Source organism: Hafnia sp. CBA7124 (assembly GCF_002355555.1).
Lineage (GTDB): Bacteria > Pseudomonadota > Gammaproteobacteria > Enterobacterales > Enterobacteriaceae > Hafnia > Hafnia alvei.
The window spans coordinates 116,089-129,473 of sequence record NZ_AP017469.1 but is presented as its reverse complement, the minus strand read 5'-3'; the positions used below and the strand labels follow the sequence as shown (position 1 = coordinate 129,473).

Here is a 13,385-nt window from a genome sequence, read left to right as displayed (position 1 = left end):
ATTCAGAAGTCTAGACTTCTATGATTCGGATGTAGAATAAGTCACAAAGCTGGACATCATCATTCCATCGCCTACAATCGCCCCTCTATTATTATGCTAACGAGAATTGCCATGACACCGAACACGCTGCCAACCGATCACTATGATGCCCAACTCACGGAAAAAGTTACCCGACTGGCCAACATGATGACCCCGTTTGCAGCACCGGAAATTGAGGCATTTCGCTCGCCAGCTAGCCACTACCGCATGCGCGCTGAATTCCGCGTTTGGCATGATGAAGACGATCTCTACCACATCATGTTCGATCAGCAGACCAAACAACGCATCCGCGTCGATCAGTTTCCTGCCGCGAGCGAGCTGATTAACCGGTTGATGAGCGTCATGATGGATGAGCTAAAGCCAAACCACGTTCTGCGCTTTAAATTGTTCCAAATTGACTATCTGTCGACCATGAACAATAAAGTGGTGGTTTCTCTTCTTTATCACCGCAAGCTGGATGATGAATGGAAAGTGGAGGCTGAAGCACTTCGCGATCGCCTGCGTGCACAAGGTTTTGACCTGCAGCTTATTGGCCGAGCAACCAAAACAAAAATCTGTTTCGATCACGACTATGTTGATGAATGCCTACCTGTTGCTGGCCGTGACATGATCTATCGTCAGGTTGAAAACAGCTTTACTCAGCCTAACGCGGCCGTAAACATTAAGATGCTTGAGTGGGCGCTTGACGTTACACAGGATTCCACAGGCGATCTGCTAGAGTTGTACTGCGGCAACGGCAACTTCTCCTTGGCACTTGCGCGTAACTTTAACCGCGTGCTCGCGACAGAAATTGCTAAACCTTCCGTTGCCGCTGCGCAGTTTAATATTGCCGCCAACCACATCGAGAATGTACAAATCATTCGCATGGCGGCAGAAGATTTTACTCAGGCGATGAACGGCGTGCGCGAGTTCAAACGTTTGGAAGGTATCGATCTCAAAGGTTATCAGTGCGAAACCATTTTCGTCGATCCGCCGCGTAGCGGCTTAGATGACGACACATTGCGCATGGTTCAGGCGTATCCGCGGATCCTCTATATCTCATGCAACCCTGAAACGCTCTGCGCAAACTTGGAGACGCTGAACGAAACACATCGGGTCACACGTTTGGCGCTGTTCGACCAGTTCCCGTATACCCATCATATGGAATGCGGCGTGTTGCTGGAAAAACGTGATTAAAAACGATTCAGATTAAAACGCAAAAAGGCAGCCAATGGCTGCCTTTTCTATTTGTATTGTCTATCAGCTCGGCTCAATCACTCAGGATCGTGGAAGTCTTTTCCGCTATCAACCTCAGCGTTCTTCTTAAACGCCTTGATACGGTAGGCAATCCAGAAAACCAACACAATACACAGGAGGGTTGGCATAAAGTTAGAACCAATTTCTGGATACTCAACGCGAACAATAGCGCTATACATCAGCAAACCAAGCAGAAAACACGAAGAGGAAAGCACCGGCATACCTTCAGGCATAGAACAGTTCAGGTAGCGCTGATGCAGGCAATACACTGATAAAATCAGAGCCAGCAGAGGAAATACCGAAAATGATACGGCTGAGCTAAACAGTGCGGCAAAAGATCCGCTGATAGAAAGCCCGGCAACCAATGACAGAACCAATGTTCCCACATCCAAACGACTTTTAATCATGACCAACCCTATGCTTTAAATTTATTCCTGAGCCTGCTGCTCTGCGTTTTCATGCATATGCGCGATGTGTGCCTTCTCCTGCTCACGACGGTACCAATAATAAGCGCCCTTGGAAATCATCCGCAACTGCAAAACAAGACGTTCTTCCAACAAACGACGGTGTTCCATATCAATATCTAACGCTTCGGCACCCGCGCTAAATACGATAGTCACCATCGCCTCAGCCTGTGCTTCAGTAAAACTGCGCGGCATGTGATTTTCAATTTCAAGGTAATCGGCAAGTTCCGCAATAAAGTGCTGAACCTCACGCTGCACCGCCGCACGGAACGCGGCGGAAGTACCGGAACGTTCCCGTAAAAGCAGGCGAAAAGCATTCGGATTATTGCCGATAAATTCCATAAAAGTTGCTACAGATGTGCGGATAACGCTGCCACCTTTGGCAATACGTTGACGAGCCTGACGCATTAACTGACGCAGCATCAGCCCACTTTCATCCACCATCGTTAACCCTAGCTCATCTACATCACGAAAATGGCGATAGAAAGAGGTTGGGGCAATACCAGCTTCACGGGATACTTCACGCAGGCTCAAACTCGCAAAGCTCCGCTCAGCGCTTAGCTGATTGAACGCCGCCTCGATCAGTGAACGACGAGTTCGTTCTTTTTGTTGCGCTCTGACACCCATATTAATATCCGGTTAAATGTAAGTTTCTTTATTCCACCGTCGGCTTTTTTTGATTCTGGCGCGGTAGTTCAGCGCCACTATATCAAACTTTACCCCAACCACGCTTCTATGACCTGTGACATGTATAGCTAGGATGACAAAAACAGGGTGCGAATTGCCACGAAAAGCGTAGGGATGATTGGGGATGCACGGTTATTATGTTAAGGTAACGTTGTATTTTTGTATAAGAAAGGCCTACCCTACATGCAACAGCACTATTCTTTTGATGCCATAGTGATTGGCTCAGGTCCCGGTGGTGAAGGCGCCGCCATGGGTCTGGTAAAACAGGGCGCGCGGGTTGCCGTTATAGAACGGCATTTTAGCGTTGGTGGCGGATGTACCCATTGGGGCACCATCCCTTCGAAAGCACTTCGCCACGCCGTTAGCCGCATAATTGAATTTAACCAAAATCCTCTCTACAGCGACAACTCCCGAATTCTTAAATCGACATTCCCTGATATTTTGCGTCATGCCGATAGCGTTATTAATCAGCAAACCCGCATGCGTCAGGGATTCTACGAGCGTAACCATTGCCAATTATTCTCCGGTGACGCCGAGTTTATCGATGCTAACACCCTCAGCGTTAGCTACCCAGACGGCACACGCGATACCTTAACCGCCGATAACATCATTATCGCCTGTGGTTCACGCCCGTATCATCCGTCTGGCGTCGATTTCAAGCATCCGCGCATTTACGACAGCGACTCCATTCTGCAACTTAACCACGAACCGCAGCACATCATCATTTATGGTGCTGGCGTTATCGGCTGCGAATATGCGTCGATTTTCCGTGGATTGAGCGTAAAAGTGGACTTAGTGAATACCCGCGATCGCTTGCTCGCATTTCTCGATCAAGAAATGTCAGATGCGCTCTCTTACCACTTCTGGAATAACGGCGTTGTTATCCGCCACAACGAAGAGTTCGAGCAGATTGAAGGCGTTGAAGATGGCGTCATCATGCATCTCAAATCCGGTAAAAAAGTGAAAGCCGATTGCCTGCTGTACGCCAATGGCCGTACAGGGAATACCGATGCGCTGAAACTGGAAAATGTCGGGCTTGAAGCCGATGGACGTGGCCTTCTGAAGGTCAATAGCATGTACCAAACGGCCATTTCACATATCTACGCCGTGGGTGACGTCATTGGCTATCCAAGTTTAGCCTCCGCGGCTTACGATCAAGGACGTATTGCTGCTCAGGCCATTATGCAAGGCGAAGCTAACGTACATCTGGTCGAAGATATTCCTACCGGTATTTACACCATTCCTGAAATCAGCTCCGTAGGTAAAACCGAGCAGGAACTGACAGCAATGAAGGTGCCATATGAGGTGGGCCGTGCACAGTTTAAACATCTGGCGCGCGCACAAATCGCAGGCATGAGCGTGGGAAGTTTGAAGATCTTATTCCATCGCGAAACCAAACAGATCCTAGGGATCCACTGCTTTGGCGAACGTGCGGCGGAGATCATTCATATCGGCCAAGCAATCATGGAACAGAAAGGAGAAGGTAATACCATCGAGTATTTCGTTAATACCACCTTCAACTATCCAACCATGGCTGAGGCCTATCGTGTGGCTGCGTTAAACGGGCTAAACCGCCTGTTTTAAAGCGTTGCACTGTTGCGCCATGACGCCCTGCATATGCTCGCGGATTGCTTCCGCGAGCTGTTCATAGCGCGCGCGCAGCGGAGAACCTGGGCGATAAACTAATGCGATAGTTCGCTTCGGTTCAGGCTTATAGCATTGCAGATAGCAAATGCCATCGCGTTCACGTTCAGGTGGAACCGCTAATGCTGGCAGCAAAGTAATACCGCTTCCCGCAGCAACCATGTTGCGCAGCGTTTCTAAGCTGGTTGCACGGAAATGCGTATCTTCATCTGCCCCTGCTTGGAAACAGAATCCCATCGCCTGATCGCGCAGACAATGCCCGTCTTCCAGCATTAACAAATGCTCGCCGGCCAGCTCAGACATCGCAATTTTATCTTTGTCTGCCAGAGGATGGCCGTTATACACCGCCAGCTTCATAGGCTCATCAAACAATGGCACTTCAATAAATGCCTCGGTTTCTTTGACCAATGCCAGAATCGCACAATCCAATTTGCCGCTATCAAGCTGCGCTAACAGTTGGTGGGTCTGTGCTTCATGCAAATACATTTCCAGCTTAGGGAAAGTCTTGTGCAGCGTTGGAATAATCTGTGGCAGTAAATAAGGCGCAACCGTTGGGATTAAGCCGATGTGCAGTGGGCCGGACATCGCCTCACCCTGCTGGCTAGCCATCTCTTTAAGTACTTTAACCTCACGCAGAACCGTACGTGCCTGATCGACAAGTAATAATCCTGCTTGGGTGAACAGTACCTTACGGCTGGTACGCTCCAGAAGCATCACACCCAACTCATCTTCCAGCTTACGGATTTGACCACTCAGCGTTGGTTGGCTGACGTGGCATGAGTCGGCAGCGCGACGAAAATGGCGATGTTCAGACAGCGCCACTAGGTATTCTAAATCTCGAATATTCATATTTATCCTCCGAGCCATGATAGCTCATGGCGATAAATAAGATAGCAATGAACGATTAGAACTATCAAGCCTAAGTGTGAATAATGTCCATCAACGAACGGCGACACGCCAACACCAGTAATTTTTAATCTAATAATTAAAGGGTTAATCCATGTTTACTAGCCAAGAAGGTAAGAAAATTCCACAGGTAACTTTCCACACCCGTCAGGGCGACCAGTGGATTGACGTGACTACCGATGACCTGTTCAAAGACAAAACCGTTATCGTGTTTTCTCTGCCGGGTGCATTCACCCCAACCTGTTCATCAAGCCATCTGCCGCGTTATAACGAGCTGGCTCCCGTGTTCCATGAAAAAGGCGTCGACAGCATTCTGTGCGTTTCCGTTAACGACACCTTCGTAATGAATGCATGGAAAGCTGACCAGAAAGCAGAGCACATCACTTTCGTTCCAGACGGCAACGGTGAATTTACCAAAGGCATGAACATGCTGGTCGAAAAAGCCGATCTCGGCTTTGGCCCACGCTCATGGCGCTATTCCATGCTGGTCCGTAACGGCGTGGTTGAAAAAATGTTTGTTGAACCTAACAAGCCAGGCGACCCGTTTGAAGTATCTGATGCAGATACCATGCTGAAATATTTAGCACCCGACTTCAAGGTGCAGGCTTCGGTTTCCCTGTTTACCAAACCAGGTTGCCCATACTGCGCTAAAGCCAAACAAATGCTGCAAGACCGCGGCATCCAGTATGAAGAGATCGTGCTGGGTAAAGACGCAACCACCGTGAGCCTGCGCGCTGTAACTGGCCGAGCGACTGTTCCACAGGTTTACATCGGTGGACAGCATATCGGTGGCAGCGATGACTTAGAAGTTTACCTGCAACAGGCATAATCACCTGCAAGTAGTCGTTATTATAAAAAAGTAAGCCAACATTTTGGCGGGCTCGTCCCGCCTTTTTTTCCGATTTCAGGAGATAGCTTCATGAAAGAACTCAATGTTGACGTGGCCGTTATCGGCGGCGGTACAGCAGGTCTAGGTGCCTATCGCGCAGCAAAACTCTCTACGCCAAGCGTTGTCATGATCGAGGGTGGCCCATTTGGCACAACCTGTGCTCGCGTTGGCTGTATGCCTTCCAAATTACTCATTGCCGCGGCAGAAGCCGTGCATCAAATCGAGCGCGCTCCCGGTTTTGGCATTCACCCTCAGGGTGAAATAAAAATTGATGGCCGCGAAGTCATGGCTCGCGTTAAACGCGAACGCGACCGCTTCGTGGGTTTTGTGATGGAAGGCGTCACCAGTATTCCTGACAACGACAAAATTCTCGGTTACGCCCGTTTTATCGATGACAATACCCTACAAGTTGACGATCACACCCGCATCGTGGCAAAACGCATCGTTATCGCCACCGGTTCTCGCCCAACATGGCCGGCACCGTGGAACGATCTCGGCGATCGCTTGATTATCAATGATGATGTATTTAACTGGGACGATCTGCCTGAATCTGTTGCGGTATTTGGCCCCGGCGTTATCGGTTTAGAGATCGGCCAAGCACTTCATCGTCTCGGCGTGAAAGTTAAAGTCTTTGGCGTCGGTGGTGCCGTAGGCCCTCTCACGGACAGCGATGTACGCGATTATGCTCGCCGCGCTTTAGGCGAAGAGTTTTATCTCGATCCCGATGTGAAAGTCGAGATCATGCAACGCGAAGGCGATCGCGTATTTATTCGCTATCAGGATTTAGACGGTAAGCCACAGGAAATCATGGTGGACTACGTGCTGGCGGCCACAGGTCGTCGTCCAAACGTTGATAATCTCGCCATCGAAAATACGTCGCTTGAGCTTGATGCACGCGGCGTTCCGGTCGCCGATCGACTGACCATGCAAACCAGCGTGCCGCATATTTTTATCGCCGGTGATGCAAGCAATCAGCTACCGCTGTTACACGAAGCCAGCGATCAGGCTCGAATTGCCGGTGATAATGCGGGTAGCTTCCCAGAAGTGAAGCCGGGATTACGCCGCAGTTCAATTTCGGTAGTGTTCTCCGATCCACAAATCGCCATGGTCGGTTCAACCTATCGTGAACTCAGCCAAAAATATGGTGCCTGTGGCTGCTTTGAGGTTGGCGAAGTCTCTTTCGAAAACCAAGGACGTTCTCGCGTCATGCTGCGTAACAAAGGCTTACTGCATGTTTATGGCGAACAAGGAACGGGCAAATTCCTTGGTGCTGAAATGATGGGGCCAGAAGTTGAACACATTGCACATCTGCTCGCATGGGCGCATCAACAAGGTATGACCGTCGATCAAATGCTGGATATGCCGTTCTATCATCCTGTAATAGAAGAAGGCCTGCGAACCGCATTGCGTGATTTACAAAGTAAGCTGCGCATCGGCGGCAGCGAGACCGAGCGCTGTATGCGCTGTCCGGGTGAATAACGTCGCAAATTTCGCTAAAAAACCGGGCATTGCCCGGTTTTTCATTGATACAACAACTCAACTAAAGCAGGCGCTGCTTTGCCTCGGCAATCGCCTGAGCGACCTGATGCGGAGAAACGCCACCTTTGGCGCTGCGTTTATCTAGGCAAGATTGCAGTGACAAAATAGGATAAACGTCATCGCCAATCACGCTGCTGAATTTTTGCAGTTCGCTGAGGCTCAATGCTTCCAACGCTTTACCCTGCTTAATCGCTCCCACCACAGCTTCACCCACAATATGGTGGGCTTCACGGAACGGAACACCTTTCGCGACGAGGTAATCGGCTAATTCTGTTGCGTTAGCATATCCCTGTTCTGCCGCCTCTTGGCAACGAGGGCGCTTCACCTGAATACCATCCAGCACCAGCGCCGCCATATGCAGGCAGTCCATCCACGTATCCAGTGCGTCGAATAGGCCTTCTTTATCTTCTTGCATATCTTTGTTGTAGGCCAACGGTAGGCCTTTCAACGTCATCATCATGCCGGTCAACGCGCCCTGCACACGACCACATTTACCGCGAATCAGTTCTAATGCATCGGGATTTTTCTTCTGTGGCATCAACGATGAGCCAGAAGTCACACGATCGGATAACTCTACAAAGTTCGCTTCACCGCTGTTGAAGAAGATCAGATCTTCCGCAAAGCGCGACAAATGCACCATACCAATGGACGCATTAGAAAGCAGTTCCAGCACGTGGTCGCGGTCAGAAACGCTATCCAAACTGTTGCGCGTTGCGCTGGCAAAACCTAGCCATTCCGCCAGCTGTTCACGATCGATTGGATAAGCCGTGCCCGCCAAAGCCCCACACCCAAGCGGACTGACATCCAAACGCTTCAACGTATCGTGCAAACGGCTTTCATCACGCGCCAACATTTCAGCATACGCCAAGCACCAGTGTGCAAAAGTCACCGGTTGAGCGCGTTGAAGATGGGTATAACCCGGCATCACCGCGTCCTGATTAGCTTCAGCCGTTACCACCAGCGCCTGCTGCAACTGCTGAACAGCCAGTAACAACTCACCGATCTCATTCTTGCACCAGAGTTTCAGATCCGTAGCAACCTGATCGTTACGGCTACGCCCCGTGTGTAGTTTTTTACCTAAATCACCGACTTTATTAATCAGCTGCGTCTCAACCCAGCTGTGAATATCTTCTGCATCGCTGGCCAAAATCGCCTCAGGGTTTGCCTGAACCTCTTCAAGCAAAACACCCAACGCGTTTTCCAGCTTCTGCTGTTCTTCAACCGTTAAAACATTCACGGTAACCAGCGCCTTCGACCATGCCACCGAGCCGGTAATATCCTGCTCAGCCAATCGGTAATCAAACCGCAGTGAGTCATTAAATTGCTTAAACCGCTGGTCTGCCGCCTGACTGAACCGCCCGCCCCATAGTGCCATGTGATGCTCCGTTAAATTTTAGTGTTCTACTCATTATTACCCCACCCCAACCCTCCCCTTCACAGGGGAGGGAGCTGTCCGCAATCGTTGCTCGATCGGCTCCTCCCCCTGTGAAGGGGGAGGTTGGGAGGGGGAAGGCCTGCTATTATTTCTTCTCGTTCAGCGCACGAATACGTGATGACAACGAGAACAAGCGAATAAAGCCGCCCGCATGGCTGTGATCGTAAACGTCATCTTCGCCGAAGGTAGCAAACTCTTCGTTATACAGGCTGTTGCCAGATTTTTTCTGGATCGCCGTTGCCTGTCCTTTATACAACTTAATCACGACTTCGCCATTAACATCTTTGGCGATGGAATCAGCGGCTGCCTGAATGGACTCACGCAGCGGCGCAAACCAGCGGCCATCGTATACAACATAGGACATTTCCTGACCAAGCTGCTCACGCCATTTAAAGCAATCACGATCCAGAACCAACTGCTCTACGCCGCGCAGAGCCGCCATCATAATGGTGCCCCCTGGGGTTTCGTAGCAGCCACGGGATTTGATCCCTACCAGACGGTTTTCCACGATATCAATACGGCCCACACCGTGTTTTGCACCCAACACGTTCAGCGCTTCTAAGCAGGCAAACGGGCTCATTTTTTTGCCGTTAACCGCCACTACTTCGCCGTTTTCAACACCAACGGTCACTAATTCAGACTCATTTGGTGCATCTTCCGGGGAATTGGTCCAGACCCAGCAATCTTGGTTCGAGGCATTCCATGGGCTTTCAAGCACGCCGCCCTCGGTGGAAATATGCCAAGCATTGGCATCACGGCTGTAGATTTTTTCCAACGATGCCGTGGTTGGGATATCGCGCACTTTCAGATAGTCCAGCAGCGCCTCACGCGAACGTAAATCCCACTCACGCCAAGGAGCAACAACTTTCAGTTGTGGAGCCAACGCGGTATAGGTGGTTTCGAAACGAACCTGATCGTTACCTTTACCGGTTGCACCGTGGCATAGCGCATCCGCACCGAGTTTCAGGGCGAGTTCAACCTGCGCTTTGGCAATCAGTGGACGCGCCATTGAGGTTCCCAGCAAATAGGTTCCTTCGTACAGCGCACCGGTTTTCAGCACAGGGTAAACATAATCTTTAATGAATTCTTCACGCAGATCGGCGATATAACAGGCTGAAGCACCAGAGCGCAGCGCTTTTTCTTCCACGCCAACCAAGTCTTCACGCTCTTGTCCAATATCTGCCACGAATGCAATAACCTCACAGTCGCCGTAGTTTTCTTTCAGCCAAGGAATGATTGCCGACGTATCCAAGCCGCCAGAGTAAGCCAGAACGATTTTGCTGATGCCTTGCGTTGCCATAGTCTTTTCCTTTATCTCAATAACTTAAAATTATTTAGTTAGATTAGGTCGTTATTACCCTAAATTGACGGGTAATTAATTCGCGAGAATTCTGGTGCCTACCGGCACGCCGTTAAACAATGCCGGAAGTTTCTCGGCATGGCGCCAGCTTGCAATATCAACCGGCCTTCCCAGAGACCGAGCGGCATCAAGCGCAGCGTTTACTTTTACAATCATTCCATCGGTAATAATGCCTTGAACGATCAGTTGCTCTGCTTTGGCAGCCGTCATTTCTTCTATACGCTGCCCTTTGCCATCCAGAATACCGCTAACGTCTGACAGCAAAATCAAATCCGCGCCTAAGGTTGCCGCCAATGCGGTAGCAGCCTGATCGGCATTCACATTCATCAATTCGCCTTCCGCGGTGATCCCAACCGAACTGATAATCGGCAGATAGCCCGTTGCTAACAGCGTCGTGACCAGCGCAGGTGAACCCGCTTTCGCTTTGCCCACATGACCGAGTTCTTCTGACAACTGGCTCACTTCAACCATATCGCCATCGCCCAATGACAAACCTACCGCTGCAATTTTGTGTTTCTTGGCACAGGCCAGCAGCGTTTTGTTTGCCGTACCGGCGAGCGCACCGGTGATAATGCCGATCTGATCGGCTGGCGTGACGCGCAGTCCGTTCTTCTTCACTACCGGCAAATTGAGCTGTTTCATCAAATCATCCACTAAACAGCCACCGCCATGAACAATCACCAGTGGTCGCTGATGGCTTTGGCGGTAAGCAACTAAAGCCTGAAACAAACGTTGCATCGCCTCTTCACTATCGAGCAGTACGCCACCTAACTTGATGATTAATGGATTATTCATAGCAGTCTCTTTTTAAAGTTAACGTTTGGTCGTTACAGCAATGATTGGGTTTCATTAAATCCAAAGCGAATATTCATGCATTGCACCGCCTGCGCCGCCGCGCCTTTCAGTAAGTTATCTTCGGCAGACACAATAATCAGATGCTCACCCTGCAGCGCAAAGCCGATGTCGCAGAACGGCGTTCCCGCCACGTTTTTTATCGCCGGAACGCCTTTGTCATAGACGCGAACCAACGGTTTTTCTGCATAGGCCTGCTGATAAGTAGCGCCGACCTGCTCAGCCGTTACACCCGCGGTTAATTTGCAGGTAATCGTGGCCAAAATACCGCGAGGGAAATTGCCTAAGTGCGGAGTGAAAATCACCGGCGTTCCTAAATGGGTCGCAATTTCAGGCTGATGGCGATGTGTAAAAATGCCATAAGGCTGCAAACTCACTTCGCAAAAACTGGTCGTCATACTGGCTTTACGCCCTGCACCACTGACACCGCTAACGGCGTTGATAACCGGCCATTGGTTTAAATCGAGCAGACCCGCATCAATCAGCGGCTTTAATGCCAGCTGTGACGCGGTGGGATAGCAGCCGGGAACGGCCACCAGTTGAGCCTGTTTAATATCTTCAGCACGCCACTCCGCCAATCCGTAAACCGCTTTGTCGAGCCAGTCGGCATGCTGGTGAGTAAATCCATAATAATCTTGGTAAAAACTGGCCTGATTCACCCGATAAGCACCGGAAAGATCAAACACCACGCAGCCCATCTGCAAAAACTGAGGGGCTAGGTCATGACTAACTTCATGCGCCGTAGCAAGAAAAACCACATCAACATCTTTTGCCATTGCCGCCACATCGCTCATCGGCAATAACGGTAAATCAACAATGCCTTTCAACTGAGGATGCAAATCAGAAAGCAATTTTCCCGCATCTGCACTTTGCGCTGAAACCGTTAAACCGGTTATGTTCATATGAGGATGGCGCTGCAGATAAGCGGCGAGTTCCGCGCCGGTATAACCGCTGGCTCCTACAATTAACCCGTTTAACGTAGACATGTATCGATTCCACCTTCTTAGTTTTTATGAAAGATTGTTGATCGGAAAAATTACATTTGGCGCTGCTCATCATAACTTTTACGGTTTCATTCGGCGAGCGCTTATTGTATTTTTATTCATAAATAATGCATGAATATTGATACTATCCTAACGAAAGGCTGTCAACAGTGAATATGAAATTACCGCCATTTATTGAGCTGTACCGTGCCCTGATCGCCACTCCATCCATTAGTGCAACGGACAGCGCGCTCGATCAAAGCAATGAAACATTAATCAACTTACTCGCAGGCTGGTTTAGCGATCTTGGTTTTCGGGTTGAAGTGCAGGCCGTGCCACATACGCGTAACAAATTTAATCTCCTCGCCAGTTATGGCGAGGGAAGTGGCGGGCTGATGCTGGCGGGCCATACGGATACCGTGCCGTTTGATGATGGGCGCTGGACGCGCGATCCTTTCACGCTTACCGAGCACGACAATAAGCTTTACGGACTCGGCACCGCAGACATGAAAGGCTTTTTCGCTTTTATTCTGGATACGCTGCGCGATGTGGATTTGAGCCAGCTCAGCAAGCCACTTTATATTTTGGCTACCGCCGATGAAGAAACCACCATGGCTGGGGCGCGTTATTTCGCCGCAACGACGCACCTTCGCCCCGATTGCGCCATCATCGGTGAGCCAACCTCACTCAAACCCGTGCGTGCGCACAAAGGACACTTATCAGAAGCGATCCGCATCACAGGACAATCCGGCCACTCCAGCGATCCCTCGCGCGGCGTAAACGCAATCGAACTGATGCATGATTCCATCGGCCATCTGCTGACGCTGCGTAACACGCTAAAAGATCGCTTCCACCACGATGCTTTTACCATTCCATATCCAACCATGAACCTTGGTCATATTCACGGCGGCGATGCCCCTAACCGAATCTGCGCCTGCTGCGAATTGCATATGGATATTCGTCCGTTACCGGGCATGACGCTTAACGATATTGACGAGTTACTCAATCAGGCACTTGCTCCAGTCAGTGAAAAATGGCCGGGCCGTTTAACCATTGAACACCTGCATGTGCCGATCCCAGGATACGAATGCCCTGTCCATGCCCCGCTGGTGCAGGTTATCGAGGGATTATTAGGCGAGCGTGCGGAAGTGGTGAACTATTGCACCGAAGCGCCATTTATTCAGGAAGTTTGTCCTACACTAGTCTTAGGGCCCGGCTCAATCGATCAAGCCCACCAGCCCGATGAGTACTTAGCAACGTCGTTCATCCAGCCCACGCGTGATTTGATCGGCCAAGTGGTTAGACATTTTTGTAGATAATCGATGAATTACCGATCCGCGCTTTAATGAAT

12 protein-coding genes are annotated in these 13,385 nt (G+C 50.1%); 5 read left to right on the top strand and 7 right to left on the bottom strand.

Going from position 1 to position 13,385, the window contains the following annotated elements; genetic code table 11:
- Positions 1-111: 111 nt before the first annotated feature.
- A complete protein-coding gene (gene trmA / locus CPY98_RS00620; protein WP_046449002.1) occupies positions 112-1,215 on the top strand; it encodes a tRNA (uridine(54)-C5)-methyltransferase TrmA in 1,104 nt (367 codons plus the stop codon).
- A gap of 77 nt (positions 1,216-1,292) precedes the next feature.
- On the opposite strand, the gene CPY98_RS00615 is transcribed toward trmA, so the two are convergent.
- Both CPY98_RS00615 and fabR read right to left on the bottom strand, forming a co-directional pair.
- Positions 1,293-1,682 carry a YijD family membrane protein gene (locus tag CPY98_RS00615; protein ID WP_025801450.1) on the bottom strand — a complete coding sequence of 130 codons (390 nt, stop codon included), beginning with the start codon at positions 1,680-1,682 and terminating at the stop codon, positions 1,293-1,295.
- Positions 1,683-1,703: 21 nt separating this feature from the next.
- Positions 1,704-2,366 (bottom strand): HTH-type transcriptional repressor FabR, encoded by a 663-nt coding sequence (gene fabR / locus CPY98_RS00610; RefSeq protein ID WP_025801451.1) that lies wholly within the window; start codon positions 2,364-2,366, stop codon positions 1,704-1,706.
- Between the two features lie 243 nt (positions 2,367-2,609).
- Here fabR and sthA point away from each other — a divergent pair, with 243 nt between their 5' ends.
- On the top strand, positions 2,610-4,010 hold the full coding sequence (gene sthA / locus CPY98_RS00605; RefSeq protein ID WP_025801452.1) for a Si-specific NAD(P)(+) transhydrogenase: 1,401 nt from the start codon (positions 2,610-2,612) through the stop codon (positions 4,008-4,010).
- On the opposite strand, the gene oxyR is transcribed toward sthA, so the two are convergent.
- Positions 3,993-4,919 carry a DNA-binding transcriptional regulator OxyR gene (gene oxyR, locus CPY98_RS00600; RefSeq protein WP_025801453.1) on the bottom strand — a complete coding sequence of 309 codons (927 nt, stop codon included), beginning with the start codon at positions 4,917-4,919 and terminating at the stop codon, positions 3,993-3,995. The two genes, sthA and oxyR, sit on opposite strands and share 18 nt — an antisense overlap.
- A gap of 151 nt (positions 4,920-5,070) precedes the next feature.
- Here oxyR and CPY98_RS00595 point away from each other — a divergent pair, with 151 nt between their 5' ends.
- The gene (locus CPY98_RS00595; RefSeq protein WP_025801454.1) at positions 5,071-5,805 is read left to right on the top strand and encodes a glutathione peroxidase; all 735 of its coding nucleotides are present in this window, start codon (positions 5,071-5,073) and stop codon (positions 5,803-5,805) included.
- 90 nt (positions 5,806-5,895) lie between these two features.
- Positions 5,896-7,344 (top strand): dihydrolipoyl dehydrogenase, encoded by a 1,449-nt coding sequence (locus CPY98_RS00590; RefSeq protein WP_096385946.1) that lies wholly within the window; start codon positions 5,896-5,898, stop codon positions 7,342-7,344.
- Positions 7,345-7,405: 61 nt separating this feature from the next.
- On the opposite strand, the gene argH is transcribed toward CPY98_RS00590, so the two are convergent.
- The 4 genes from argH to argC form a co-directional block, all read right to left on the bottom strand.
- Positions 7,406-8,779 carry an argininosuccinate lyase gene (gene argH / locus CPY98_RS00585; protein WP_043490142.1) on the bottom strand — a complete coding sequence of 458 codons (1,374 nt, stop codon included), beginning with the start codon at positions 8,777-8,779 and terminating at the stop codon, positions 7,406-7,408.
- Between the two features lie 145 nt (positions 8,780-8,924).
- Positions 8,925-10,139 carry an argininosuccinate synthase gene (locus CPY98_RS00580; RefSeq protein ID WP_043490141.1) on the bottom strand — a complete coding sequence of 405 codons (1,215 nt, stop codon included), beginning with the start codon at positions 10,137-10,139 and terminating at the stop codon, positions 8,925-8,927.
- 75 nt (positions 10,140-10,214) lie between these two features.
- The gene (gene argB / locus CPY98_RS00575; protein WP_025801458.1) at positions 10,215-10,994 is read right to left on the bottom strand and encodes an acetylglutamate kinase; all 780 of its coding nucleotides are present in this window, start codon (positions 10,992-10,994) and stop codon (positions 10,215-10,217) included.
- A gap of 32 nt (positions 10,995-11,026) precedes the next feature.
- Entirely contained in the window at positions 11,027-12,037 is a 1,011-nt protein-coding gene (gene argC / locus CPY98_RS00570; RefSeq protein ID WP_046449004.1) for an N-acetyl-gamma-glutamyl-phosphate reductase, read from the bottom strand.
- A gap of 167 nt (positions 12,038-12,204) precedes the next feature.
- Here argC and argE point away from each other — a divergent pair, with 167 nt between their 5' ends.
- A complete protein-coding gene (gene argE, locus CPY98_RS00565; protein WP_130934660.1) occupies positions 12,205-13,353 on the top strand; it encodes an acetylornithine deacetylase in 1,149 nt (382 codons plus the stop codon).
- The last annotated feature ends 32 nt before the right edge of the window (positions 13,354-13,385 follow it).

Excerpts from the sequence above, each read along its gene's own strand:
- CPY98_RS00590 (WP_096385946.1), top strand. The coding sequence starts at position 5,896 with ATGAAAGAACTCAATGTTGACGTGGCCGTTATCGGCGGCGGTACAGCA.
- oxyR (WP_025801453.1), bottom strand. The coding sequence starts at position 4,919 with ATGAATATTCGAGATTTAGAATACCTAGTGGCGCTGTCTGAACATCGC.
- argH (WP_043490142.1), bottom strand. The coding sequence starts at position 8,779 with ATGGCACTATGGGGCGGGCGGTTCAGTCAGGCGGCAGACCAGCGGTTT.
- CPY98_RS00615 (WP_025801450.1), bottom strand. The coding sequence starts at position 1,682 with ATGATTAAAAGTCGTTTGGATGTGGGAACATTGGTTCTGTCATTGGTT.
- fabR (WP_025801451.1), bottom strand. The coding sequence starts at position 2,366 with ATGGGTGTCAGAGCGCAACAAAAAGAACGAACTCGTCGTTCACTGATC.
- CPY98_RS00595 (WP_025801454.1), top strand. The coding sequence starts at position 5,071 with ATGTTTACTAGCCAAGAAGGTAAGAAAATTCCACAGGTAACTTTCCAC.
- CPY98_RS00580 (WP_043490141.1), bottom strand. The coding sequence starts at position 10,139 with ATGGCAACGCAAGGCATCAGCAAAATCGTTCTGGCTTACTCTGGCGGC.
- argB (WP_025801458.1), bottom strand. The coding sequence starts at position 10,994 with ATGAATAATCCATTAATCATCAAGTTAGGTGGCGTACTGCTCGATAGT.
- trmA (WP_046449002.1), top strand. The coding sequence starts at position 112 with ATGACACCGAACACGCTGCCAACCGATCACTATGATGCCCAACTCACG.
- sthA (WP_025801452.1), top strand. The coding sequence starts at position 2,610 with ATGCAACAGCACTATTCTTTTGATGCCATAGTGATTGGCTCAGGTCCC.
- argC (WP_046449004.1), bottom strand. The coding sequence starts at position 12,037 with ATGTCTACGTTAAACGGGTTAATTGTAGGAGCCAGCGGTTATACCGGC.